This is a genomic window from Micromonospora sp. NPDC047738, assembly GCF_040642675.1.
GTDB lineage: Bacteria > Actinomycetota > Actinomycetes > Mycobacteriales > Micromonosporaceae > Micromonospora.
Map to the genome: position 1 here is coordinate 1 of NZ_JBEYSO010000011.1, position 23,530 is coordinate 23,530.

Annotated in this window: 20 protein-coding genes and 1 pseudogene; 15 read left to right on the forward strand and 6 right to left on the reverse strand. The window is 73.1% G+C overall.

Going from position 1 to position 23,530, the window contains the following annotated elements:
- From ABZ783_RS18965 to ABZ783_RS18980, 4 genes and pseudogenes are all read left to right on the forward strand, one after another.
- Positions 1 to 187, forward strand: a pseudogene (locus ABZ783_RS18965) (dipeptide/oligopeptide/nickel ABC transporter ATP-binding protein); the annotation flags it as partial.
- Positions 184 to 1,185 carry an ABC transporter permease gene (locus ABZ783_RS18970; protein WP_357439748.1) on the forward strand — a complete coding sequence of 334 codons (1,002 nt, stop codon included), beginning with the start codon at positions 184 to 186 and terminating at the stop codon, positions 1,183 to 1,185. The pseudogene ABZ783_RS18965 and the gene ABZ783_RS18970, both read left to right, overlap by 4 nt.
- 12 nt (positions 1,186 to 1,197) lie before the next feature.
- Entirely contained in the window at positions 1,198 to 2,184 is a 987-nt protein-coding gene (locus tag ABZ783_RS18975) for an ABC transporter permease (RefSeq protein ID WP_357439751.1), read from the forward strand.
- 94 nt (positions 2,185 to 2,278) lie between these two features.
- Positions 2,279 to 4,024, forward strand: coding sequence for an ABC transporter substrate-binding protein (locus tag ABZ783_RS18980; protein ID WP_357439754.1), 1,746 nt, complete (start codon positions 2,279 to 2,281; stop codon positions 4,022 to 4,024).
- 90 nt (positions 4,025 to 4,114) lie between these two features.
- Here ABZ783_RS18980 and ABZ783_RS18985 read toward each other — a convergent pair whose 3' ends face one another.
- Entirely contained in the window at positions 4,115 to 6,259 is a 2,145-nt protein-coding gene (locus ABZ783_RS18985) for a prolyl oligopeptidase family serine peptidase (protein WP_357439756.1), read from the reverse strand.
- An 86-nt stretch (positions 6,260 to 6,345) separates the two neighbouring features.
- On the opposite strand from ABZ783_RS18985, the gene mshB reads away from it, so the two are divergent.
- The 3 genes from mshB (at position 6,346) to ABZ783_RS19000 (ending at position 8,826) form a co-directional block, all read left to right on the forward strand.
- Positions 6,346 to 7,269, forward strand: a complete 924-nt coding sequence (mshB, locus tag ABZ783_RS18990) for an N-acetyl-1-D-myo-inositol-2-amino-2-deoxy-alpha-D-glucopyranoside deacetylase (protein WP_357439759.1) — start codon at positions 6,346 to 6,348, stop codon at positions 7,267 to 7,269.
- Positions 7,270 to 7,286: 17 nt separating this feature from the next.
- Positions 7,287 to 7,763 (forward strand): hypothetical protein, encoded by a 477-nt coding sequence (locus ABZ783_RS18995; RefSeq protein ID WP_357439761.1) that lies wholly within the window; start codon positions 7,287 to 7,289, stop codon positions 7,761 to 7,763.
- 598 nt (positions 7,764 to 8,361) lie between these two features.
- Positions 8,362 to 8,826 carry a hypothetical protein gene (locus tag ABZ783_RS19000; RefSeq protein ID WP_357439764.1) on the forward strand — a complete coding sequence of 155 codons (465 nt, stop codon included), beginning with the start codon at positions 8,362 to 8,364 and terminating at the stop codon, positions 8,824 to 8,826.
- A gap of 27 nt (positions 8,827 to 8,853) precedes the next feature.
- Here ABZ783_RS19000 and ABZ783_RS19005 read toward each other — a convergent pair whose 3' ends face one another.
- Positions 8,854 to 9,846 (reverse strand): GNAT family N-acetyltransferase, encoded by a 993-nt coding sequence (locus tag ABZ783_RS19005; protein ID WP_357439766.1) that lies wholly within the window; start codon positions 9,844 to 9,846, stop codon positions 8,854 to 8,856.
- Between the two features lie 79 nt (positions 9,847 to 9,925).
- Between ABZ783_RS19005 and fdxA the strand changes: the two genes are divergently transcribed.
- Together fdxA and dapC are read left to right on the forward strand one after the other, a co-directional pair.
- Positions 9,926 to 10,252 (forward strand): ferredoxin, encoded by a 327-nt coding sequence (gene fdxA / locus ABZ783_RS19010; RefSeq protein WP_357439769.1) that lies wholly within the window; start codon positions 9,926 to 9,928, stop codon positions 10,250 to 10,252.
- The gene (dapC, locus tag ABZ783_RS19015; RefSeq protein ID WP_357440167.1) at positions 10,249 to 11,358 is read left to right on the forward strand and encodes a succinyldiaminopimelate transaminase; all 1,110 of its coding nucleotides are present in this window, start codon (positions 10,249 to 10,251) and stop codon (positions 11,356 to 11,358) included. The genes fdxA and dapC overlap by 4 nt, the downstream gene beginning before the upstream one ends.
- Before the next feature lie 119 nt (positions 11,359 to 11,477).
- Here dapC and ABZ783_RS19020 read toward each other — a convergent pair whose 3' ends face one another.
- Positions 11,478 to 13,319, reverse strand: a complete 1,842-nt coding sequence (locus tag ABZ783_RS19020) for a M48 family metallopeptidase (protein WP_357439771.1) — start codon at positions 13,317 to 13,319, stop codon at positions 11,478 to 11,480.
- Positions 13,320 to 13,593: 274 nt separating this feature from the next.
- Here ABZ783_RS19020 and ABZ783_RS19025 point away from each other — a divergent pair, with 274 nt between their 5' ends.
- Positions 13,594 to 14,619 (forward strand): prephenate dehydrogenase/arogenate dehydrogenase family protein, encoded by a 1,026-nt coding sequence (locus ABZ783_RS19025; protein ID WP_357439774.1) that lies wholly within the window; start codon positions 13,594 to 13,596, stop codon positions 14,617 to 14,619.
- Between the two features lie 5 nt (positions 14,620 to 14,624).
- On the forward strand, positions 14,625 to 15,278 hold the full coding sequence (locus ABZ783_RS19030; RefSeq protein ID WP_357439776.1) for a nucleoside/nucleotide kinase family protein: 654 nt from the start codon (positions 14,625 to 14,627) through the stop codon (positions 15,276 to 15,278).
- A 12-nt stretch (positions 15,279 to 15,290) separates the two neighbouring features.
- Here ABZ783_RS19030 and ABZ783_RS19035 read toward each other — a convergent pair whose 3' ends face one another.
- Positions 15,291 to 15,848 (reverse strand): sugar O-acetyltransferase, encoded by a 558-nt coding sequence (locus ABZ783_RS19035; RefSeq protein ID WP_357439778.1) that lies wholly within the window; start codon positions 15,846 to 15,848, stop codon positions 15,291 to 15,293.
- A 141-nt stretch (positions 15,849 to 15,989) separates the two neighbouring features.
- Between ABZ783_RS19035 and ABZ783_RS19040 the strand changes: the two genes are divergently transcribed.
- The gene (locus ABZ783_RS19040) at positions 15,990 to 19,337 is read left to right on the forward strand and encodes a S8 family serine peptidase (RefSeq protein ID WP_357439780.1); all 3,348 of its coding nucleotides are present in this window, start codon (positions 15,990 to 15,992) and stop codon (positions 19,335 to 19,337) included.
- An 80-nt stretch (positions 19,338 to 19,417) separates the two neighbouring features.
- Here ABZ783_RS19040 and dapD read toward each other — a convergent pair whose 3' ends face one another.
- Positions 19,418 to 20,377, reverse strand: coding sequence for a 2,3,4,5-tetrahydropyridine-2,6-dicarboxylate N-succinyltransferase (dapD, locus tag ABZ783_RS19045; protein ID WP_357439783.1), 960 nt, complete (start codon positions 20,375 to 20,377; stop codon positions 19,418 to 19,420).
- A gap of 130 nt (positions 20,378 to 20,507) precedes the next feature.
- On the opposite strand from dapD, the gene dapE reads away from it, so the two are divergent.
- Positions 20,508 to 21,578, forward strand: a complete 1,071-nt coding sequence (gene dapE, locus ABZ783_RS19050) for a succinyl-diaminopimelate desuccinylase (protein ID WP_357439786.1) — start codon at positions 20,508 to 20,510, stop codon at positions 21,576 to 21,578.
- A gap of 66 nt (positions 21,579 to 21,644) precedes the next feature.
- Here the strand turns inward: dapE and ABZ783_RS19055 are convergent, their stop codons facing one another.
- Positions 21,645 to 21,806, reverse strand: a complete 162-nt coding sequence (locus tag ABZ783_RS19055; protein WP_357439789.1) for a hypothetical protein — start codon at positions 21,804 to 21,806, stop codon at positions 21,645 to 21,647.
- Between the two features lie 156 nt (positions 21,807 to 21,962).
- Here ABZ783_RS19055 and ABZ783_RS19060 point away from each other — a divergent pair, with 156 nt between their 5' ends.
- Both ABZ783_RS19060 and ABZ783_RS19065 read left to right on the forward strand, forming a co-directional pair.
- Entirely contained in the window at positions 21,963 to 22,868 is a 906-nt protein-coding gene (locus tag ABZ783_RS19060) for a TIGR00730 family Rossman fold protein (protein WP_357439791.1), read from the forward strand.
- A 2-nt stretch (positions 22,869 to 22,870) separates the two neighbouring features.
- Positions 22,871 to 23,416 (forward strand): TIGR00730 family Rossman fold protein, encoded by a 546-nt coding sequence (locus tag ABZ783_RS19065; RefSeq protein ID WP_357439794.1) that lies wholly within the window; start codon positions 22,871 to 22,873, stop codon positions 23,414 to 23,416.
- Positions 23,417 to 23,530: the final 114 nt, after the last annotated feature.

Sequence of the window (23,530 nt, forward strand, 5' to 3'; positions counted from 1 at the left end):
CCCACCATCGGGCTGCCGCTTCCGCACCCGCTGCTGGAAAGCCCAGGACCACTGCGCCACCGAAGAACCCGCCCTGATCACCCGCGACGGCGGTAGGCAGCTCACCGCCTGCCATTTCCCGGAGACCGGAACGATCAGCCAGGACTCCGGGCCGGCCGGCGCGACCGCCGAGGAGGTGTCGAAGTGAGCCTGTCCCCGGTCGAGGGCGTGGCCCTCGCCGAGATCGAGTCCACCGGTGCGGGTCCCGAGGAGAAGGGGCTCGTCGGGCGCTCGCCCGGCCAACTGGTCTGGAGCCGGCTGCGCCGGGACCGCACCGCGCTGGTCAGCGGCATCGTGCTGGCCGTGCTCATCCTGGCGGCGTTGGCGGCGCCGCTGATCTCGCGGCTCTACGGGACGTCGCCGAGCCAGCAGTTCGGGGACCTGCTGGACGCCACCGGCATGCCGCTCGGCTACGTCGGCGGGGTCAGTGGCGACCACTGGTTCGGGCTCGAACCCGGCCTGGGCCGGGACATCTTCATCCGGATGATCTACGGCATCCGCACCTCCCTGCTGATCGCGCTCGGCGCCGCCCTGGTGACCACGACGATCGGCGTGGTGCTCGGGATCGTCGCCGGCTACCTGGGCGGGGTGGTCGACTCGGTGATCGGTTGGTTCACCGACGTCGCCCTGGCGATGCCGTTCCTCGTCTTCGCGCTGGCCGTGGTGCCGACGTTCTCGCTGCGCTTCTACGGCCCCCGCGACGCGATCCCGACCTGGTTCGCAATCACCACGCTGATCGTGGTCTTCGCCGCGTTCGGCTGGACCGGCACCGCCCGACTGGTCCGCGGGCAGGTGGTGTCGCTGCGCGAGCGGGAGTTCGTGGAGGCGGCCCGGGCCAGCGGGGCCGGGCTGGGGCACATGCTCTTCCGGCAACTGCTGCCGAACATCTGGGCCCCGATCCTGGTGTCGTTCTCGCTCGCCGTGCCGTCGTACGTGACGGGCGAGGCGGCGCTGTCCTTCCTCGGCGTCGGGCTGCCCGAGTCGGTGCCCAGCTTCGGCCGGATGATCTACCGCAGCATCGACTACCTGCAGACCGACCCGGCGTACGTCTTCTTCCCCGGCATCACCATCTTCGCGCTCGTGCTCGCGTTCAACCTCTTCGGCGACGCGCTGCGCGACGCGCTCGACCCGAAGTCGTCACGGTAAGGGGTTCGGCACATGGTGCGGTTCCTGCTGAAGCGGCTGCTGCTGGCGGTCTCGGTGCTGCTCGCGGTGAGCGTCGTCAGCTTCCTGATGTTCTTCGCGCTGCCCCGCGACCCGGTGACCGGCATGTGCCCGAAGAACTGCAACGCCGAACGCCTGGAGCGGGTGCGTACCGAGCTGGGGCTGAACGACCCGAAGCCCCAGCAGTACGTCAACTACATGAAGGGCATCTTCGTCGGCCGCGACCTGGGCAGCGCGCAGGGCGGCAAATGCGAGGCACCCTGTCTCGGCTACTCCTACGTCAACAGCGAGGCGGTCAGCGACACCTTCGCCCGGGTGCTGCCGGTGACGTTGAACGTCGTGCTCCCGGCGGCGGTGCTGTGGCTGGCCATCGGGGTGGGGCTCGGGATGATCTCGGCACTCCGGAGAGGCTCGCTGCTCGACCGCGTCTCGATCGGGCTCACGCTGACCTTCGCCTCGTTGCAGCTCTACTTCGTCGGGGCCGTGCTCCTGCTGATCTTCGTCTACTCGCTGAAGATCCTGCCGACGCCGCGGTACACGCCGATCTTCGAGAATCCGGTGGAGTGGGCGCGCGGGCTGGTGCTCGCCTGGGTGACCCTGGCCCTGCTCTTCTCCGCGATCTACGCGCGGCTGTCCCGCGCCCAGATGCTCGAGACGCTTTCCGAGGACTTCGTGCGGACGGCCCGGGCCAAGGGCGTGGCGAAGCGGAAGATCTACGGGCGGCATGCACTGCGGGCGGCGATCACCCCGATCGTGACGATCGCCGGCATCGACGTGGGCGCGGCACTCGGCGGCACGGTCATCACCGAGACGACGTTCGGCATCCAGGGGCTGGGGCGTACCGCCGTGGAGGCGGTCCGCCAGGGTGACCTGCCGACCATCATGGCCACCGTGCTGATCTCCGCGCTCTTCGTGGTCGTCGCGAACATCGTGGTCGACCTGCTCTACGCGTACATCGATCCGCGGGTACGCCTCGGCTGAGCTCGCGTGTCGCCGTCGATTCGTTATCTGCTCGAAATTTACCGCGGATGAAAGCTGAGCGAAGCTTTCCTTCATCGGACCCGGAGGAGTGAGTATGCGAGCAAGACTCGCCACCGCCATGGGCGGTGCGATGGCACTGGTGGTCGCCCTCAGTGCATGCAGCAAGAACACCGGCGACAACGCCGACAAGGTGGACACCAACAAGCCCCGCAGCGGCGCCATCGCGACCGACCCCAAGGACTCGCTCGGCCCGGCGGCCGAGGTGCCCGGCGCGGCCAAGGGCGGCACCTTCTACATCCTGCGGGAGAACAAGATCTCCCACCTGGACCCGCAGCGGGTCTACTCGTTCGCCGGGCTGATGGGCAGCCAGCTCTACGCCCGGTTCCTCACCACGTTCAAGGACGACGGCAAGGGCAACGTGACCCTGGTCGGTGACCTGGCCGAGACCCCCGGCAAGAACGTCAACAACGACTGCAAGGTCTGGGAATTCAAGATCAAGCAGGGCGTCAAGTTCGAGGACGGGCGGCCGATCACCTCCAAGGAGATCGCGTACGGCATCGCGCGCTCGTTCGACCCCGACCTGACCGGCGGCCCCACCTATCTGCAGGAGTGGCTGGCCGACAGCCCGCAGTACGACACCAAGTGGAACTTCAAGGCCAACAAGACCTCGCTGCCGCCGGGCCTCAGCACCCCGGACGCGCAGACGCTGCGCTTCGAGTTCAACAAGCCGCGCTGTGACCTGCCGTTCGCCGTGTCGCTGCCGGCGACCGCGCCGCTGCCGCCGGACAAGGACACCGGCGTCAACCTGGACAACCAGCCGTTCTCGTCCGGGCCCTACAAGTTCACCAAGAACCAGCCCGGCGTGGAGATGGTGCTGGAACGCAACCCGAACTGGGATCCGGCCACGGACCCGGTGCGGCACGCGTACCCGGACAAGTTCGTCTGGTCGCTCGGCTCGGACCAGGCCACCCAGACCAACCGAGTCCTCGCCGGCACCGGCAACGACGCGGCGGCGGTGGCCACCGGCGGCGTGCCGTCCGAGCTGATCGCGAAGGTTACCGGTGACCCGGCCCTCAAGGCGCGCATGATCGTCGCGGCGACGCCGAACGCGTTCCGGCTGAGCATCAACACGACGCGGGTCACCGACCTGTCCGTGCGGCAGGCGATCAACTACGCGATCGACCGCAGCAGCATCACCAAGAACCTCGGCGGCCCGTACGGCGCCGTGCCGCTCACCACCCTGCTGCCGCCCACCACGCTCGGCTACAAGCAGTTCGACGCGTACCCGGCCGGCGAGAGCGGCAACCCGGACAAGGCCAAGGAGCTGCTCGCCGGCAAGTCGGTGAACCTGGTGCTCGGCACCGGCGACGAGACCTGGCAGCAGGAGACCGCCACCCAGGTCAAGGCCGCCCTGGAGAAGGCCGGCTTCACCGTCACCATCAAGCCCATCCCCGCGGACGGCTACCTCGACTTCGTGAAGAAGAAGAGCAACCCGTGGGACATCTGGGTCGACTCGTGGGCGGCCGACTGGCCCAGCGGCGCGGCGATCCTGCCGGTGCTCTTCGACGGCCGCGCCATCAAGGCCGAGGGCAGCAACAACACTTCCCAGCTCAACAACGACGCCATCAACGCCGAGTTCGACCGGGTGCTCGCGGAGGACCCGGCGAAGCAGGCCGAGGAGTGGAGCAACCTGGACGAGCGGCTCATGAAGGAATCGGCGCCCGCGGTGCCGCTGTACAACGAGGTCATCTCCATCGCGCACGGCGAGAAGGCCGGTGGTGTCTTCATCGGCAGCATCTTCGGCTGGCCCAGCTTCGTGGACGCCTACGTGAAGCAGTGACGGCCTGACCGCAAGGGGCCCCTGCTCAACGCGCCGCGCGTTGAGCAGGGGCTCTTGCGCTCTCGCGTGGGCGACACCAGGTGCCCTTCCCTACAGGTTCCGGCGGAGGAAGTCCAGCTCCAGGCGGAGCAGGCGTTCGGCGACGCCCCCGGCGGCCATGTGGCTGGCCCCGGTGAGCGGCAGCACCGCGTGCGGCCGGCCGGCGGCCAGCAGCGCCGCCGAGAGCCGCAGCGTGTGCGCGGCCACCACGTTGTCGTCGACCAGGCCGTGCACCAGCAGCATCGGCCGGGCCTGCGCCGGGTCGCCGACCGGTTCGGCGGCCAACTCGACCAGCGAGTGGTGGGCGTAGACATCCATGCCGTCGTCCGGCATGCCCAGGTAGCGCTCGGTGTACGCGGTGTCGTACAGCGCCCAGTCGGTGACCGGGGCGCCGACGACCGCACAGCGGAACAGCTCCGGGTGACGCAGCACCGCCAGCCCGGCCAGCCAGCCGCCGAACGACCAGCCCCGCACCGCCACCCGCGCCAGGTCGAGGTCCGGGTGCTTGCCGGCGAGCGCGGTCAGCGCGTCCACCTGGTCGGCCAGGATCACGTCGGCCACCCGGCGGTGGATCGCCTTCTCGAACGACGGCGCGATGCCCGGGGTGCCGCGGTTGTCAATGGTCACCACGGCGAAGCCCTGCTCCGCCCACCACTGCCGCTCCAGCCAGACCGCCCGGGCGGCGATCACCTCCTGGTGCCCCGGCCCGCCGTAGACGTCCAGCAGCACCGGCAGCTTCGTGCCCTTGACGTGCTCGCCGGGATAGAGCACCGCGCTCGGCAGCCGCCGGTCGGTCACCCGGACCATGGTCGGCCGCGGCGCGTACGGCGGGGTCGCGGCGCGCGAGCGCAGCTCGCCCACCGCCCGGTCGCCGTGCCACACCGTCCAGCGGGTGCCCGGGTGCTCCAGCGACGCGATGCCGACCACCAGCGTGGCGCCGCCGATCGCGGCGGTGTGCCAGCCCGGGTCGCTGCCCATCCGGCGGGCGTCCACCCCGCCGCCGATCACCGTGCGGACCCGGTAGAGGTGGCGCTGGCTCGGCTCGCCCTCGCTCGCCTCGACCAGCAGGTCGGTCGGGGCGCCGCCGTTGGCCGGCAGCCGCCCCACCACCCGGCGCACGTAGAGCGAGGGCGGGGTGAGCAGGGTCCCGTCGGCGAACAGGCACCGCGCGTCGTACCCGTCGTGGGCCAGCTCGCCGCCGACCAGCACCCGACCGTCCGGCAGGTGTGCCGGGGTACCCGGGATCGGCTCCACCCAGCGCGGGTCGGCCAGCTCCGCGTGCACCTGCGTCTCCCCGGTACGCGGGTCCACCGCGAGCACCAGCCCGTGCTGCTGCGACCGGCGCAGCACGGTGATCAGGGGCCCGCCGTCCGCCCAGTCGACCGAGGTCAGGTAGGGGTAGGTCTCCCGGTCCCAGTGCACGTCGACCCAGCCGCCGTCGAGGTCGAGCAGGTGCAGGCTGACCTCGGCGTTCGGCCCACCCGCCCGGGGGTACGCGACGGTCGTCGGCGGGCTCGCCGGGTCGGCCGGGTCGTGCAGGTGCCAGTGCGGCAGCCGGGACTCGTCCACCCGGGCGGCCAGCACCGAGCGCCCGTCCGGAGCCCACCAGTAGCCGCGGAACCGGTCGAACTCCTCCGCCGCGATGTGCTCGGCGAGCCCCCAGGTCACGCCGCTGTCCTCGCCGGCCAGGAGGTTGTCGGTGCCGTCCGGCTCGACCACCCGGAGCTGGCCCCGGCGTACCCCCTCGGCGGCGTCGGTGACGTAGGCCAGTCGTTCGCCGGTGGGGTCGGGGCGGGGGTCGATCACCGGGCCGATCGCGGTCACCTCGACCACGTCGCCGTGCACCAGGTCGGCCCGGAACAGTCGGCCGGCCAGCGCGAACGCGGCCACCCGGCCGGCGGCGTCCAGGGCGTACGAGCCGATCCCGCCGGCCGCGAGCCGCAGCCGCTCGCGCAGCGCCCGCTCGCCCGGGGCCAGCGCGGTCGGGTCGCCCTCCGTGCCGAGCAGCACCGCCGGGTCGGCGACCAGCCGCTCCTCGCCGGAGGTGACGTCCAGCAGCCAGAGCGCGTCGGCCGGGTCCTCCGGTCCGGAGGAGCGCAGGAAGATCACCCGGGAACCGTCGTCCGCGACGGAGACGGCGCGCGGCGCCCCGTGGCTGAACCGACGGGTACGGGCGGCCAGCTCGGGATAGTCCACGCCTCGGATCGTAGAGGCGTGTCGTGCGTGATGTGGCCGACCTGCGCGGACGCGTAAGCGTCGGGGGAAGAGGACCGCCGGTTAGAGTGACGGTCGTGACGAAGCTGCCCGATCGACGCCTCCTGCTGGTCCACGCGCACCCGGACGACGAGTCCATCGGCACCGGCTCGACGATGGCGCACTACGCCGCCACCGGCGCCCACGTCACCCTGGTCACCTGCACGCTGGGAGAGGAGGGTGAGATCCACGTACCGGAGCTGGCCCAGCTCGCCGCGGCCGAGGCCGACCAGCTCGGCGGGTACCGGATCGGCGAGCTGGCCGCCGCCTGCGCCGCGCTCGGCGTCACCGACCACCGCTTCCTCGGCGGTGCCGGCCGCTACCGCGACTCCGGCATGATGGGCCTGCCCACCAACGAGCACCCAAGGGCCTTCTGGGGGGCCGACGTCGACGAGGCCGCCGGCCACCTGCTGGAGATCATGCGGGAGATCCGGCCGCAGGTCATGATCACGTACGATCCGAACGGCTTCTACGGCCACCCCGACCACATCCAGGCCCACCGGGTGGCGATGCGCGCCCACGAGTTGGCCGTCGCCGAGGGGATCGCCCCGGCGAAGGTCTACTGGACGGCGATGCCGCGCAGCGTGCTGGAGGCCGGCCTGGACGCGTTCACCGAGACCTCGGACAACCCGTTCGCCGGCATCGACGGCGTCGACGACCTGCCGTTCGGCACGCCGGACCCGGAGATCGCCGCGCGGATCGACGCCACCGAGCGGCACGTCGCCAAGGAGGCGGCGATGCGGGCCCACGCCACCCAGATCCCGGCCACCTCCTGGCTCTATTCGATCGCCGGCAACTTCGGCGCCGAGTTCATGGGCGTGGAATATTTCACCCTCGCGGTCGGCGAGAAAGGCCCGGGCAGCGGCCCGTACGGCTGGGAGGACGACCTCTTCGCCGGGCTGCCAGTGGACGGGCCGGACCGGTCCCCGGTCGCGGCGGCCGGTCTCCGGTGACGGTGCCGGCCGTACCGATGTCGGTCGCCCCCGAGCAGCAGCCCGCTCCGCCGCCCGCGCGGCCGGCGCGGGTGCTGGACCTCGCCCTGCGGGTCGCCGGCGGGGTGGTGGCGGTCTGGGCGGGCGTGCTGGCCGCGGTGCTGGACCTGCTCTTCGCCACCTGGGCCTGGGAGGTGGTCAAGGGTCGGCCCGGTGGCGCGGTCAAGGCGGTGGTCGGCACCTCCCTCGCAGTGGGCGGGATCGCCGCGGTGGTGGTGCTGACGATCCTGGTGGGCTGGTTCGCCCACGTCGCGGTCGGTACGCGCTGGGCGGCGGCGCTGCCCGCCCTGCCCTGGTTCGTGGTGATCGTCGCGGGCGGGATCCGGACCGCCGAGGGTGACCTCGCGCTGAGCGGGGACAACCTGCTCGGCCTAGGGCTGGTGGTGGCTGGCGCGATCACCTTCGCGGTGCTGGGCTTCCGGCAGCTCGTGGTGCCGCCGAACGCCGCCCACTGAGGCTGGCACCGCGCGGGATGGACCGCGTGACGCGATGCGCCCCGGGTCGCCCCTGGGCCAGCCCGCAATCACGGCCGCCACGAGCAGGACGACCGCGCATCCCATGCGGTTGAGCGGCGTCCCGGTGGGCGCATCCGGCGGACCGGGCGCGGGGCGCACGTCGATGACCCACGGTGATGAAGGGCTGGCCGAGGTGGCGGCTTGTCGCTGCCTTTGCTCTGCAGCCATCCACGCACCAGTAACGTAGCGTGGTCTCAGCCGGGGCTGAGGCGTGCCCGTGTGCGCGACGAACGGCCAGCTCAATACGGTGCTGCGTCCGTGGCTGCAGAGCAAAGCGCCGAGAGGGTCCCACCGGCGGCGACGCGGGCGCGCACGCAGAGTGATTGACCCCAGGCTGTCGCGCTGCGTAGTCGAACATGGTGACCGTTGCGGCCGAACCGGCGGGCAGGACAGGCCTGGGTCCCGACTCGGGCCGGGCCCGAGGACCGGTTGCGCCCCGGCCTCGGTGCCACGGTGCAGACGCCGCATAGGTTGCGGTGGTAGATATTCCTGCCAAGGAGTCCGCCGTGGGGGCGGGCGCTACGGCGGGAGGCGTGCGATGAGGGAGCGGTGGCGCGCGGTCGGCGTGCTGGCGGCGGCGCTGTTCGTGGTCAACGTGGTGGCCCGGTTGCTGATCAAGTTCGCTTTTCCGGACAACGACACCGCCAGTGACCGCGTCTCCCTGGCGATGTTCCTGGTGATCGGGCTGATCCTCGCCGTGCTGGGCTTCCGCTGGGGCGCCGACCGGCCGCTGGGCCGCCTGGCCGGTGACCTGGCCGCCGCGGTCGCTGTGGCGCTGGCGCTGACCGTGTTCGTCGGTCCGCTGCTGGTCGGCGAGAACCCGTTCGGCGGGGGCGCCGGGCTGTTCTTCGCCCAGATCTGGCTCTACCTGGCGGCCACCGCGGCCGGCGTGCTGGTGGGCTACCTGAGCCTCACCGCGCTCGGCCGGGACTACCGCTCCCAGCAGCTCAAGCGGTTCGCCGAGCTGAAGGCGGCCAAGCCGCGCAAGGTGGTCCGTCGCTGATCCTGGCGGTGCCCCGCCCCGCCCCGGTCAGGCCGGGGCGACCCGGGTCAGATAGGTGTGGTGGGTCGTGAAGCCGAGCCCCCGGTAGAGGTTCACGGCCGGGGTGTTGCGCTGCTCCACCTGGAGGAACGCGTGCGTGGCGCCCTCCGCCAGGCCCCACTGGACCAGGGACCGGATCACCCGGCCGGCCAGTCCCTGCCGGCGCGCCTCGGGCAGCACCTCGATCGACGTCAGCCCCAGCCAGCGGCCGCCGGTCACCGTGCCCCGGCCGGCGGCGAGCAGCCGGCCGTCGGCGTACACGTGGGCGAAGCGGATCCGGTCCACGGCGGTGAGCACGTGCCGGGCGGCGTCCGGCAGGCCGCCCTTGCGGCCCGCGGCGATCGCCAGCCAGTCGTCGGAGGGGGCCGGGGTGAGCTCGACCGGGGGCTCGCCCCGCCCGGGCCGCGACCCCGGGGCCAGGTCGGCGCCCGCTCGCCCGGCAGGCGGCGCGGCCAGCGCGGCGAGCGCGGCCGTCTGCACCAGCACCGGCGGCCGGGCGGCCCAGCCCCGGGCGTCCAGCTCCGCGCCGACCGGCGCGGCCAGCGGCAGCGGGGTGTTCACCAGGGCGGGCTGGCCGTGATCGGCGTACCAGCGCTGCACGGCGTCCAGCGCGGCGGGCAGCGGGCGGTCCGGGTCGCCGACCGGCAGTGCCGAGTTGGCCCGGCCGGTCCAGCCCGCGGCGCTGCGCAGCAGCCAGTCGCCGAGCCGGCCGCGTACCGGGGCGGGCCAGGCCTCGTCGGCGGCCAGTTCCAGGGCGGCCACCGCGGTGGCGGTGGGCCGGCGGGCCGCCGGGACCCGCTTGGCCCGGTGCACCTCGCCGACGGGGACCCGTAACCGCCCATGGTCGGTGGCCAGCGTGATGTGGGTCTCGCTCAGCTCGACCAGATCACCGAGCGCGTCGGAGAAGAGCGGTCTGCCCTCGCGAATCCCCACAATCCGGCGGACCACGATCCGGTGTCCTACGTCCTGCTGTCGGAGCACGATCGACCCCCTCCCCGGCGAGATACTAGGCTCTTACCGTCGCGGGTGATCGCGATGAGTCTTGCGGAGGAGAAGACCGGTGACCTACATCATCGCCGAGCCGTGCGTGGATGTGCTCGACAAGGCATGCATCGAGGAGTGCCCGGTCGACTGCATCTACGAGGGCAACCGGATGCTCTACATCCACCCCGACGAGTGCGTCGACTGCGGTGCCTGTGAGCCGGTCTGCCCGGTCGAAGCGATCTTCTACGAGGACGACGTCCCGGAGCAGTGGAAGGACTACACCGGGGCGAACTACGAGTTCTTCGAGGACCTGGGCTCGCCCGGCGGCGCCTCCAAGATCGGCAAGGTGGAGAAGGACGCCACGTTCGTGGCCGCCCAGCCGTCGCGCGGAGAGGGCCACTGAACCGGCCCGCGCCGGTCTCGTCGCGGCTGCCCGACTTCACCTGGGACACCTTGGACGCCGCGGCCGCGACGGCCGCGGCGCACCCGGACGGTCTCATCAACCTCTCGATGGGCACGCCCGTCGACCCGGTGCCGCCGCTGATCCGGCGGGCGCTGGCCGACGCGTCGGACGCCCCGGGCTACCCGCTCACCGCGGGCACCCCCGCGCTGCGGGACGCCATCGCGGCCTGGGTGGCCCGGGCCTGCGGCGCGGGCGTCGACGGGCTCGGGGTGCTGCCGACGATCGGTTCCAAGGAACTGGTCGCCTGGCTGCCCACGCTGCTCGGCGTCGGCCCCGGTGACGTGGTGGTGGTGCCGTCCATCGCCTACCCGACGTACGAGGACGGGGCCCGGCTGGCCGGTGCCACCACGATGCGCACCGACTCGCTGACCGCGGTCGGTCCCACCCCCCGGGTGCGGCTGGTCTGGGTCAACTCGCCCGGCAACCCGACCGGGCGGGTGCTGCCCGCCACCCACCTGCGCAAGGTGGTCGATTGGGCCCGCGAGCGCGGCGCGGTGGTCGCCAGTGACGAGTGCTACCTGCCGCTCGGCTGGGACGCCGAGCCCGTCTCGATCCTCTCGCCGGAGGTCTGCGGCGGGTCGTACGAGGGCGTGCTGGCGGTGCACTCGCTCTCCAAGCGCTCCAATCTCGCCGGCTACCGGGCCGGGTTCGTCGCCGGTGACCCGGCGCTGGTGGCCGAACTGCTCAAGATCCGTAAGCACGCCGGCATGATCGTGCCGGCCCCGGTGCAGGCGGCGATGGTGGCCGCGCTGGGCGACCAGGCGCACGCCGACGCGCAGCGGGAGCGCTACCGCGCCCGGCGCGAGCGGCTGTACGCGGCGTTCACCGGCGCCGGCTTCACGGTCGAGCACTCGGAGGCCGGGCTCTACCTGTGGATGACCCGGGACGAGGACTGCTGGGACACCGTCGACTGGTTGGCCCGGCGGGGCATCCTGGTCGCCGCCGGGATCTTCTACGGCCCGGCCGGTGCCCGGCACGTCCGGGCGGCGCTGACCGAGTCCGACGAGCACATCGCGGCGGTCGCCGGCCGGCTCGCCCAAGCCTGACCCTCGCCGGGCGGCGGTCGGCCCGGGGGCCCGCACCGCGGCCGGCCGCCCTCGCGTGCCGGCCGGCCAGGTGGGATCCACGCGGCGGCCGGCCCCTGCGGGCCGGCCGCCGCGTCGCGTCAGTCGTTGATCTGCGCGAACACCCGCAGCAGGGTGTCCCGGCTGTGCTTCTCCAGCAGCTCGCTGGCCATCAACTCCTGCACCTGCACCGTCCGGCCGTCGTGCAGGGTCAGCGTCGCCTTCAGCGGCACCTGCTTGGTCACCTCGACCGAGCGGATCTCCTCGTACGGCAGGTAGGGGTTGTGGGCGGCCAGTTCGGCGATCGGCGTCGCGCCGAGCACCTGCTTGAGCCGATTCTCGCCCTCGTGGGACTTCCCCGGGTCGGGGACCAGGACCAGCCCGTTGTCGAGCACGAACACGTCGTGCTCCCGGCCGTCGATCTTGATGTTGGCGAGGGCGCCGATCAGGTCGGCGTTGCGCGCGGAGGCGCGGGCCTGCACCACCGTCGACTGCCGTACGTCGACACCGCGTTCGGCCAGGCGCGCCAGCGCCTCGTCCAGGGTCTCCGGGGAGACCGCCAGCTTCGCGATCTCGGCCAGGTCCCAGGGCTCGCCCGAGCGGCCGACCAGCCGGGCCGGACCGGACCAGGAGAGCTGCCAGTACGCCTGCCCCGAGCGCACCGCCGCGTTGTCGAACAGCGTCTCCATCGGCCCGGCGAAGGCCGCCGCGGCCTCTTTGCGGGTGGCATCGGGGAAGAACTGCTCGGCGAACTCGCCGAGCCGGCGGTCGCGGACCAGCTCCAGGATGGTCGGCAGGCCCGGCGACGGCGTGCCGGTGAACCGGCCGGCCGCCCGGTAGAGGTGGTCCGCCTGCTCCTGCACCGAGGCGGCCACCGACTCCGCGGTGAACTCGGCCCAGGGCAGCAGCCGCCGGGATCCGTACGCGACGACGGCGCCCTGCAGGGCGCGGCCGGCGGCGGCCACATCGGCCAGCATGATCCATGCGGGCCGGTCGTCCGGCGCCACCGGCACCGGTGGCATCTGGGCGATCGCGGCCACCCGGACCCCGACCGGCGGGTGGGTGTCCCAGCGGGACGGCTCCCGGTCCGGGGCGTTCTCCCGCACCTCGTCGATCTCGTCGCGGCGCGCCTGGAGCAGGTGGCCGAAACCGCCGAAGAAGTCGTCCGGCGCCAGCCCGGCCGCCCAGCCCGGCTCGATGTACCGGCTCTCGTAGAAGTTCCAGGCCGCGCCGATCGCGGGCAGCGTACGCAGCGCGGAGGTCATCGCCTCGTGGCCGGCGAGGCGTACGGCCGCCTGGTCCGCCTCCAGCTCCTGTCGCCGTACGTTGGCCCGGTCGACCAGGAGGTAGAGCTTCGAGTACCCCTTGAAGACCCACCCGATCGGGTTGCGCGGGCTGATCCGCTCGATCGTCTCCTCGATGGCCAGTCGGCCCCGGTAGGCGACCCCACCCAGGCGCGTGTGGCTGCCCGAGTAGTGGCCGAGCTCGTGCGCGAGCACCGCGCGGAGCTGGTCGACCCGCATCCCCTGGAGCAGCGGCAGGCCGACGTAGAGGGTGCGCCGGCCGCCGAGCAGACCGAGCAGGCGGCTCTGCTCGGTGACCGCGGCGTTCACGTTCGGCACCAGGCGGATCTCGTCCGGCGCCCGGGTGCCGACCGCCTGCGCCAGCTCCCGTACGGTCGCCCAGAGCAGCGGCGCCCCCTGCTCGGTCAGGATCAGGCCGGGCGCCGGCTCGCTCTTGACCCTGATCGCCTTCCACAGCCCGACGGCCACCGCACCGAGGGCGAGTAGCAGCGGGAGCAGGAGCTTCACGGTCAGCACGCCAGTGGTGTGGTGGAACAACCACACGCCGAGCGCGGCCACCGCGGCGAGCTGCAGCAGCGCGACGACGTAGAAGCCGATCAACATGACCACCGAGGCGAGTGCCCGGTACGTCGCGGACATGTGTTTCCTTTCCCCGTGAGAAGCGCCCGGCGTCGATGCCGGGCGGGTCGCCGGGGACCGTACGACGTGAGCGCCGCTCGGACAACCCCCTTCCGTCCCCATCCGACCGGCCCCTGCGAGCCGCGGCGACGATCATGGGGGAGGGCGGCGCAGGTGGCCGCCGCTGGCAGCGCACGGTGACCGGGGGTCGGGGCTGCGGCCCGGACGTTATCCTCGGCGGGACTTCCAGCGGGGCCGACCCGGCCCCGGTACGACGGGACGCCGAGGTGGGTCGATGACGGGCGGGACCGGCGGATTGGCGCGGGCGGCGGTGGTCGGCACCGGCCTGATCGGTGGCTCGGTGCTGCTCCGGCTCCGGGACGCCGGGCTCGACGTGACCGGCTGGGACCCGGACCCGGCGACCCGGCAGTACACCCAGCGGCAGGGCGTCCTCGCCTCGGACACGGTGGAGGAGGCGGTCGCCGGCCGGGACGTCGTCTTCCTCTGTGGCCCGCTGCCCACGCTGCCCCGGACGCTGGCCCGGGTGGCTGCCGCCACCGACGACCAGTGCGTGCTCACCGACGTGGGCAGCACCAAGTCGGACGTCGCCACCGCCGCAATGCTGCACGGGCTCGGGCACCGGTTCGTGCCCGGCCATCCGATGGCGGGCGCCGACCGGGCCGGCCTCGCCGCCGCCAGTCCGACGCTGCTCGACGGGGCCGCCTGGGTGCTCTGCCCGGGGCCGACCGGGCTGGACGCGTTCCGGCGGCTCGCCGCGCTGGTCATCGACGTCTTCCACGCCCGGGTGGTGCCGATGTCCGCCCCGGAGCACGACACCGCCGCGGCGCTCGCCTCCCACGTGCCGCACCTGCTCGCCGGCGCGCTGGCCGGGGCGGTGCAGCGGGCCGCGCTGCGTGACGCGGTGCTGTCGCTCGCCGCCGGCAGCTTCTCCGACGGCACCCGGGTGGCCGGCGGCCCGCCCGAGCGGACCGCGAACATGCTGCTCGGCAACCGGGAGCGGGTGCTGACCGAGCTGAGTGCGGTCCGGGCCGTCCTCGACGAGCTCGCCGACGCGTTGCGGGCCGGGGACGCCGGGGCCCTCACCGGCCGGCTCGACGAGGGACGGGCGGCCCGGGCGGCGCTGGGTGAGCGCTCGTTCACCACCCACCGGTGCGAGTTCCCGGCCGGCGCGGAGCACGCGGGCGAGCTGGCGTACCTGCGGGAGTTGGGGGCGGCCGGCGGCCACCTGACGGGCTGCCGGGTGGCGGCCGGGGCGGTCACCTACACGGCGCACCTTCCGGCCGCCACGCCACTAGGGTGAGAAGCATGGCGGACGCTCCGGCGCAGGTGCTCCCCGTCGAGGAGCTGGTGGCCCGGGCGCGCGCCCTCGCCGACGCCGGCCCGCGGCAGCTGCTCGGCATCGCCGGTGCGCCGGGGGCGGGCAAGTCCACCCTGGCCGAGCGGATCGTCGCCGAGGTCGGGCCGCTCGCCCGGCTGGTGCCGATGGATGGCTTCCACCTGGCGCAGTCGGCGCTGGTCCGGCTGGGCCGCGACGGACGCAAGGGGGCCCCGGACACGTTCGACGTCAACGGGTTCGTCACCACCCTGCGTCGACTGCGCCGGATCGAGCCCACCTCGGTCTGGGCGCCGGCGTTCCGGCGCGACCTGGAGGAGCCGATCGCCGGGTCGATCGAGGTGCCGCCGGAGGTCCGGCTGGTGGTGACCGAGGGCAACTACCTGCTGCTCCGCGACGACCCGTGGGAGGAGGTACGCACCCTGCTGCACGACGTCTGGTTCCTCGACCTGGACGCCGAGCTGCGGGTGCGCCGGCTGACCGCCCGGCACGAGGCGTACGGGAAGACCCCGGAGCAGGCGCGAGCCTGGGCGCTCGGCAGCGACGAGTCGAACGCCGCCCTGGTCACCGGTACCGCCGGGTACGCCGATCTGGTGGTCCGGCTGGCCGAACCGCCGCCGCGGTGACGGGCCCGCCGCTCAGCCGAGGGTGCGTACGGGTCGCGCCGGGTCACCCACGGCCACCACGTTGGCGGGCAGGTCCCGGGTCACCAAGGCACCCGCGCCGACCACGGTGTTCTCCCCGATGGTGACTCCGGCCAGGACGATGACCCCGCCCCCGAGCCAGACGTTGTCCCCGATCGTGATGGGCTTCGCCGCCTCCCACTTGGCCCGCCGGGGCTCCGGCTCGACCGGGTGGGTGGCGGTGAGCAGTTGCACGTTCGGTCCCAGTTGGACGTCCGCGCCGATGGTGATCCGGGCGACGTCGAGGAAGACCGCGTTGAAGTTGACGAAGGTGCGCGGGCCGAGGTGGGTCTGCCAGCCGTAATCGCAGTAGAACGGTGGCCGGACCCAGGCACCCTCGCCCACCGTGCCGAGCAGTTCGCGTAGTGCGGCGAGCCGTCCCTCGGGGTCGTCGGCCGAGCTGCTGTTGAACCGTTCGGTGAGCCGGGCCGCCCGGTCCAGATCGGCGGCGATCTCGGGATCGTCCGCGATGTACAGCTCGCCGGCGAGCATGCGTTCCTTCATGGTGGTCACGACGAAATCATGCCCCGGTGGGGTGCCCGGCCGGGGGCGGCGACAGTCGCGTTCCTGACATTCGATTGCATACGCGGTATGTAATTCTGGCGGTCGTCGATGTGTCTCTCATCGATGACGACGCTTCCCGAAGGAGGAACGTTGCGCCGTAACAGAAGAAAGTTGGCCGGGCTCGGCCTCACCCTGGGCCTCGCGCTCGGCGTACCCGTGCCGGCGTCCGCCGCTCCCGCGGCGGCCCCGGGCACCGCGGGCGCCCGCGCCGCCGCCCCGACGACCGCCGGCAAGCCGGTCACCGTCACCCTGATCACCGGCGACCAGGTCATCGTCACCACGTCCGGACAGGCCGCGGTTCGCCCCGGCGCCGGCCGGGCCGGCGTCGGCTTCCTGGTCGGGCGGGACCGCGGTCACCTCACCGTGCTGCCGCAGGACGCCCTGCCGCTGGTCCGGGCCGGCCGGGTCGACCGGCGGCTCTTCGACGTCACCGAGCTGATCGCGGCCGGCTACGACGACGCCCACCGGGACACGCTGCCGCTGCTGGTGTCGTACCGGCCCGGGATGGCCCGGCGCGCGGCGACCCCGGTCGCGGGCGCCCGGGTGACCCGCGAGCTGCCGGCGATCGGCGGCGCGGCGCTGGTCGCGACGAAGGCCGACGCCGGCGCGGTCTGGGGTGCGGTCGCCGCCGGCCGGACCGGTGCCCGGGTCGACACGGCGGAGGGCGTCGACCGGGTCTGGCTGGACGGCCGGCGGCGGGTGACCCTCGACCACAGCGTGCCGCAGATCGGCACTCCGGCCGCCTGGACCGCCGGCTGGACCGGCAAGGGCGTCACGGTCGCGGTGCTCGACACCGGCGTCGACCTCAGCCACCCCGACCTCGCCGGCAAGGTCGCCGACTCGCGCAACTTCAGCGAGGCGACCGAGGCGGACGACGTGATCGGGCACGGCACCCACGTCGCCTCGATCATCGCCGGCAGCGGGGCCGCCTCCGGCGGCAGGTACCGGGGCGTCGCCCCCGACGCCACCCTGCTCTCCGGCAAGGTCTGCGAGAACGAGGGCTGCACCGAATCGGCGATCCTCGCCGGCATGCAGTGGGCCGCGGCCGAGAAGCACGCCGACGTGGTCAACATGAGTCTCAGCGGCGGGGACACCCCCGAGGTCGACCCGCTGGAGCAGGCGGTCGGGACGTTGACCGCGCAGACCGGCACCCTCTTCGTCGTCGCGGCCGGCAACGACGGCTTCGACGGCTCGGTCGGCTCGCCGGCCACCGCCGACGCCGCGCTGGCCGTCGGCGCGGTCGACCGGAACGACGCCCTGGCCGACTTCTCCAGCCGCGGGCCACGCGTCGGCGACGGCGGCCTCAAGCCGGACATCACCGCCCCCGGCGTCGACATCGTGGCCGCCCGGGCCACCAACGGCGTCATCGGCGACCCGGTGGGGGAGAAGTACGTCACCCTCTCCGGCACCTCCATGGCCACTCCGCACGTGGTCGGCGCGGTGGCGCTGCTGGCCCAGCAGCACCCCGGCTGGACGGCCGGGCAGTACAAGGCCACCCTGATGGCCGCCGCGAAGCCGCACCCGGACCAGACGGCGTTCCAGCAGGGCGCCGGGCGGGTCGACGTGGCCCACGCGATCACCCAGCAGGTCACCAGCGACCCGGTCGGCGTCTCGTTCGGGGTGGCGGCCTGGCCGCACGGCGACGACCAGCCGATCGCCCGGACGGTGACCTACCGGAACGGCGGCAGCGCACCGCTCACCCTCGACCTCGCGACCGAGGTCACCGGGCCGGAGGGACGCCCCGCGCCGGCCGGAATGTTCACCCTCAGCGCGTCCCGGCTCACCGTGCCGGCCGGCGGCACCGCCCAGGTCACCGTCACCGCGGACACCCGGCTCGGCGGGGTGGACGGCTACTGGACCGGGCGGCTGGTCGCCCGCGCCGGGGCGGCGGTGGCGGTCACCCCGCTGGCCGTCGACCGGGAGGTGGAGAGCTACGACCTGACGGTCGTCCACCGCGACCGGGCCGGCGCGTCCACCGGCAACTACTTCACCAGCCTGATCGGCCTGGACGGCTCGGCGTACCGGGACGTGTACGACCCGGACGGCGAGGCGCGGGTCCGCGTCCCCAAGGGCCGTTACGGCATGAGCAGCCTGCTCTACGTCCCCGGCGACGAGGGCTGGTCCGAGGTGTCCATGCTGGTCCAGCCCGAGCTGGTGGTGGACCGCGACCTGCGGCTCACCATCGACGCCCGGCAGGCGAAGCCGGTCCGGAGCACCGTGCCGCAGCGCGGGGCAGCCCCGCTGCTGATCGACCTCTCAGCGAACTGGGGCGTCGGGGACTACTACTTCGGCTTCGGGCTCTGGACGTTCAGCTTCGACGGGCTGTACACCGCCCAACTCGGCCGCGACGTCCCCGACACGCAGTTCGTGGGTGCCCTGGCCAGCCAGTGGGCCGAGCCGCGGGCCCCGGAGACCAGCCCGTACTTCTACGCGCTCAACGAGCTGTTCCCCGGCCGCTGGCCGACCGGGTACGTCCGGCACTACCGGCCGGCCGACCTGGCCACGGTCGTGCACCAGTTCCGTGGCGGCTACCCGGGGCTGGCGAACGAGCGGATCGTCTTCCCCGAGTCGGACTACAACATCGGCGGCTCGGCGATCGTCGTGCCGGTCGTCCTGCCCGGCCGGCGGATCGAGCACTACAGCACGTCGCGGACCCAGTGGAGCTCCGAGCTGGACTTCGGCGCCCGCGGCGAAGACGGGTGGCTGGAGGTGCAGGCCGTGCTGCAGTCGGTGGACACCCGGTACCGGGCCGGCCGGACCTACCGTGAGGAGTGGGGCTCCGCGCCGTACGGTCCGTCCTTCCCGCAGCCGCGCTGGCCGGAGCAGGGCATCACGCGCAACGGCGACACGATCGCCGTCAACCTGCCGGTGTACAGCGACGCCGCCGGTCACCCCGGTGGTTCCCGACACGACACCGAGCAGACCGCGCTGTACCGCAACGGCAAGCTCGTCGGGGCGCAGCCGTACGCCGGGTACGGGGAATTCGCCGTCCCGCCGGGGGCGGCGGACTACCGGCTGGAGGTCTCCGGCGCCCGGAGCTTCACCGACCTGAGCACCGAGATGTCGGCCGCCTGGACGTTCCGCTCGACGCACGTCCCGGGTGACGACTGGGCCCGGCTGCCCGCCATGGCGGTGCGCTTCGCGCCGTCGTTGTCGACCGACCAGAGCGCACCGGCCGGCCGGCCCTTCACCTTCCCGGTGACGGTGGAACGGCAGCCCGGCGCGCCGGCCGCCACGGTCGCGGTGCTCACCGTCGACGTCTCGTACGACGGTGGCAAGACCTGGCGGAAGGCGGACCTGCACCGGACGGGCGCGGGCTGGGCGGCCAGCGTCCGGCACCCGGCCGGCCCGGGGTACGTATCGCTGCGCGCCACCGCCCGGGACAGCGCCGGCAACACCGTGTCCCAGCGGATCATCCAGGCGTACCGCCTGCGGTGAGTCGTCCGGGTCTGCGGTCTCCCCGCCGCGGACCGGACGGCGCACGGGCCGGGGCGGCCACCGCCCCGGCCCGTTCCGCGTCAGTCGTTGGCGTGCAGGGCCGCGTTCAGCTCGATGCCCCGGCCGGTACGCGGCTTCGCCTCCAGCGCTCCGGTGACCGAGTTGCGCCAGAAGAGCAGCCCGTCCACCCCGGAGAGCTCGCGGGCCTTGACCACCCGGCCGTCCGGCAGGGTGATCTTGGAGGCGGCGGTGATGTAGCAGCCGGCCTCCACCACACAGTCGTCGCCGAGCGAGATGCCCACCCCGGCGTTCGCGCCGATCAGGCTCCGCTCGCCGATCCGCACCTTGTCGGTGCCGCCGCCGGAGAGGGTGCCCATGATCGAGGCGCCGCCGCCGATGTCGGAGCCGTCGCCGACCAGCACGCCCTGCACGATCCGCCCCTCGACCATTGAGGTGCCGAGGGTGCCGGCGTTGAAGTTGACGAAGCCCTCGTGCATGACGGTGGTGCCGGCGGCCAGGTGCGCGCCGAGCCGGACCCGGTCCGCGTCGGCGATCCGCACGCCGGAGGGGACCACGTAGTCGGTCATCCGGGGGAACTTGTCCACGCCGTAGACGGCGAGGTGGCGGCCGGCGGCCCGCTCGATGACGCGCAGCTCGTCCACCCGCTCGGGTGGGCACGGCCCGGCCGAGGTCCAGGCCACGTTGGCCAGCTTGCCGAAGATGCCGTCGAGGTTGAGCTCGTTGGGCCGCACCAGCCGGTGGGAGAGCAGGTGCAACCGGAGGTACGCGTCGGCCGCGTCCTTGATCGGATCGTCCAGCGAGCCGATCACGGTGACCACCTCGACCGTACGCAGGCCGGGCAGTGCCCGCCCGCCGACCGCGCCGGGCGGCAGGTCGAGCACGTCGGCCTGGTCCTCCCCGGGGACCAGCGGCAGCTCGCCGAGTCCCAGCTTGCCGGTCGGGTACCAGGTGTCGAGCACCTGGTCGTCAGCGGTGACGGTGGCCAGTCCGATGCCCCAGGCTGGTTCTGAGGACGTCACAGTTGCACCTTTCGTTCGCGGCTGGGGGCTCGCAAGCTCGTCTCCCATTCCCGCGCGACCGCGTCCCACGCGAGCCGCCCAGGAACGCTCGCTCCTCGTGCTCACCGCAGATGACGGTACCGTGCCAACCATGCAGAACCCGCTGACCCCCGAGGTCTTGGCTGATCCGGTGGCGCTGACCCGCGCCCTGGTCGACATAGAGTCCGTCTCCCTCAACGAGAAGGCCATTGCCGACTGCGTCGAGGATGTGCTGCGGGGCGTACCGCACCTGACCACGTTCCGGCACGGCAACACGGTGATGGCGCGCACCGACCTGGGCCGGGCGCAGCGGGTGGTGCTCGCGGGCCACCTGGACACCGTCCCGCTCAACAACAACTTCCCGTCCACCATGCGCGGCGACCTGATGTACGGCTGCGGCACCTCCGACATGAAGTCCGGGGTGGCCTTCGCGCTGCATCTGGCGGTGACCCTGCCGGACCCGCGCTACGACGTCACCTACTTCTTCTACGAGGCCGAGGAGATCGAGTCGAAGTACAACGGCCTCACCCTCGTCTCCCAGGCCCACCCCGAGTGGCTCCAGGCCGACTTCGCGGTGCTGCTGGAACCGACGTACGGGATCGTCGAGGCCGGCTGCCAGGGCACCATGCGGGCGATCGTGTCGACCACCGGCGTACGCGCCCACTCGGCGCGCTCCTGGCACGGGGTGAACGCCATCCACGCGGCCGGTGAGGTGCTGCGGCGCCTGGCGGCGTACGAGGCGCGGCGGGTCACCATCGACGGCTGCGACTACCGGGAGGGCATGAACGCGGTCCGCATCCACGGCGGCGTGGCCGGCAATGTGGTGCCGGACCGGTGCGCGGTCGAGGTCAACTACCGCTTCGCCCCGGACCGGACGCCCGAGCAGGCCGAGGCGCATCTGCGCGAGGTCTTCGCCGGCTTCGAGCTGGCGATCACCGACGCGGCGGCGGGTGCGCCGCCCGGCCTGACGGCCGCCCCCGCGCAGGAGTTCCTCGCCGCGGTGGGCGCCGCCCCGATCGGCAAGCTCGGCTGGACCGACGTGGCCCGGTTCGCGGCCATGGGCATCCCGGCGCTGAACTTCGGTCCCGGTGACCCGAACCTGGCCCACCACCCCGACGAGCACGTCGAGCTGACCAAGATCAGAGACGGCGCGGCGACGCTGCACCGCTGGCTCGCCGCCTGACCCGGGTACGCGATCGGGGGGCCCGCGTCGGTGACGCGGACCCCCCGGGGTCGTTCCGGCGGACGGTCAGCCGGCCGTCGTCAGCGAGGAGTCCGGCTCGGTGGTCTCACCGGTGAGGTCGGTGTGGTGGGCTTCCATCATGCGGGCGCGGCGGCGCTCGGCCACCACGTCGCGGATCCGCCGCTGCATCTGCCGGCGGATCCGGATCATCTCGGTGTTGCTGATCAACGCTGGCTCCCTCCCCCGAAGGTCGCGCCCAGGGCATACCCCGTATGTGAATAGTACGACGTCCGAGCGAGCGAATTAGTTGCCCAAGATCGCCAAGAATTTCTCCGGCTCGCCCGGCTCCGCACCACACCGCGGTGGCTCCACTACGGTGGCTCCATGAGCCAGAGCAACGGGCGGCAACCCGGCCGGGGGCCGAGGGGAGAACGGCACCGGGGTGCCGTCACGCTGCGCAACCGGGCCATCCCGACCAGCACGGCCGACCAGCGGCTGCTGGACTCCCGGGGCCGGGGAGACTGGAAGACCAGGGACGCCTGGCGGGCGCTGCGGATCCTCTCCGAGTTCGTCGAGGGCTTCGACACTCTCGCCGACCTGCCGCCCGCGGTCAGTGTCTTCGGCTCGGCCCGCGCCAAGCCGGACAGCCCCGAGTGCCGGCTCGCCGAGGAGCTGGGCGCCGCCCTGGCCCGCGCCGGCTACGCGGTGATCACCGGCGGCGGCCCGGGGGTGATGGAGGCGGCCAACCGGGGGGCCAGCGAGGCGGGCGGGCTCTCCGTCGGGCTCGGCATCGAGCTGCCGTTCGAGCAGGGCATCAACGAGTGGGTCGACCTGGCCATCAACTTCCGCTACTTCTTCGCCCGCAAGACCATGTTCGTCAAGTACGCCCAGGCGTTCGTGGTGCTGCCCGGCGGCTTCGGCACCATGGACGAGCTGTTCGAGGCACTCACCCTGGTGCAGACCGGCAAGGTCACCCGCTTCCCCGTGGTGCTGATGGGCATCGACTACTGGCGGGGCCTGATCGACTGGCTGCGGGACAGCATGGCCGGCGAGGGCAAGATCGGCCCGACCGACCTGGAGCTGATCTGCCTCACCGACGACGTCGAGGAGGCGGTCCGGCACATCGTGGAGGCCGAGGCGGTGCTCTCCGCCGAGCAGGAGGCGATCCGTGAGGAGGCGGTCGCCCGGGGCGCCGCCGACCAGCAGGCCGCCGCCGAGGCCGCGCCCGAGCCCGCGCCCGAGGGGCCGGCCGGGGGCCGGCCCGGGGAACGCCCGGCGGAGCGGGGCTGACCGTGGCCGCGATCTGCGTGTTCTGCGCCTCCTCCCGTACCCTCGACCAGCGCTGGCTGGACCTGGCGGCCGAGACCGGCGCGGAGCTGGCCCGGCGCGGGCACACCCTGGTCAGCGGCGGCGGCTGCGTCGGCATGATGGGCGCGGTGGCGGACGGCGCGCGGGCCGCCGGCGGCTACACCCTCGGGGTGATCCCGCAGGCCCTGGTCGACCTGGAGGTCGCCGACCTGGCCGCCGACGAGCTGCTGGTCACCGACGGGATGGCCAGCCGAAAGACCCTGATGATCGACAAGTCGGACGCCTTCATCACGCTGCCCGGCGGGCTCGGCACCCTCGACGAGCTGTTCGAGGTGTGGACCACGGCCACCCTCGCCCTGCACACCAAGCCGATGGTGCTGGTCGACGCGGACGGCTTCTACCGACCGCTGCTCGACTGGCTGCGCACCCTCGCCGACCACCACTTCCTCAAGCCGGCGGGCCTCGACCTCCTCCTGGTCGCCGACACCGTCCCCGCCGCCCTGGACCTCCTCGACACCCACCTCACCTGACCACCCCCACCCCAGCCGGGCCAGGCCCGTTGATCATGAGGTTGACCGCGAAGTTGATCTCTGCGGGTGCCGCCAACCTCATGATCAAGCAGAAGGGCGGGTGGGGGCGGTGGG

Coding starts and splice junctions, on each gene's coding strand:
- ABZ783_RS18975 (WP_357439751.1), top strand. CDS start 1,198: ATGGTGCGGTTCCTGCTGAAGCGGCTGCTGCTGGCGGTCTCGGTGCTG.
- ABZ783_RS18980 (WP_357439754.1), top strand. CDS start 2,279: ATGCGAGCAAGACTCGCCACCGCCATGGGCGGTGCGATGGCACTGGTG.
- ABZ783_RS18995 (WP_357439761.1), top strand. CDS start 7,287: ATGTCGGTCGCCCCCGAGCAGCAGCCCGCTCCGCCGCCCGCGCGGCCG.
- ABZ783_RS19000 (WP_357439764.1), top strand. CDS start 8,362: ATGAGGGAGCGGTGGCGCGCGGTCGGCGTGCTGGCGGCGGCGCTGTTC.
- ABZ783_RS19020 (WP_357439771.1), bottom strand. CDS start 13,319: ATGTCCGCGACGTACCGGGCACTCGCCTCGGTGGTCATGTTGATCGGC.
- ABZ783_RS19025 (WP_357439774.1), top strand. CDS start 13,594: ATGACGGGCGGGACCGGCGGATTGGCGCGGGCGGCGGTGGTCGGCACC.
- ABZ783_RS19030 (WP_357439776.1), top strand. CDS start 14,625: ATGGCGGACGCTCCGGCGCAGGTGCTCCCCGTCGAGGAGCTGGTGGCC.
- dapE (WP_357439786.1), top strand. CDS start 20,508: ATGCAGAACCCGCTGACCCCCGAGGTCTTGGCTGATCCGGTGGCGCTG.
- ABZ783_RS19060 (WP_357439791.1), top strand. CDS start 21,963: ATGAGCCAGAGCAACGGGCGGCAACCCGGCCGGGGGCCGAGGGGAGAA.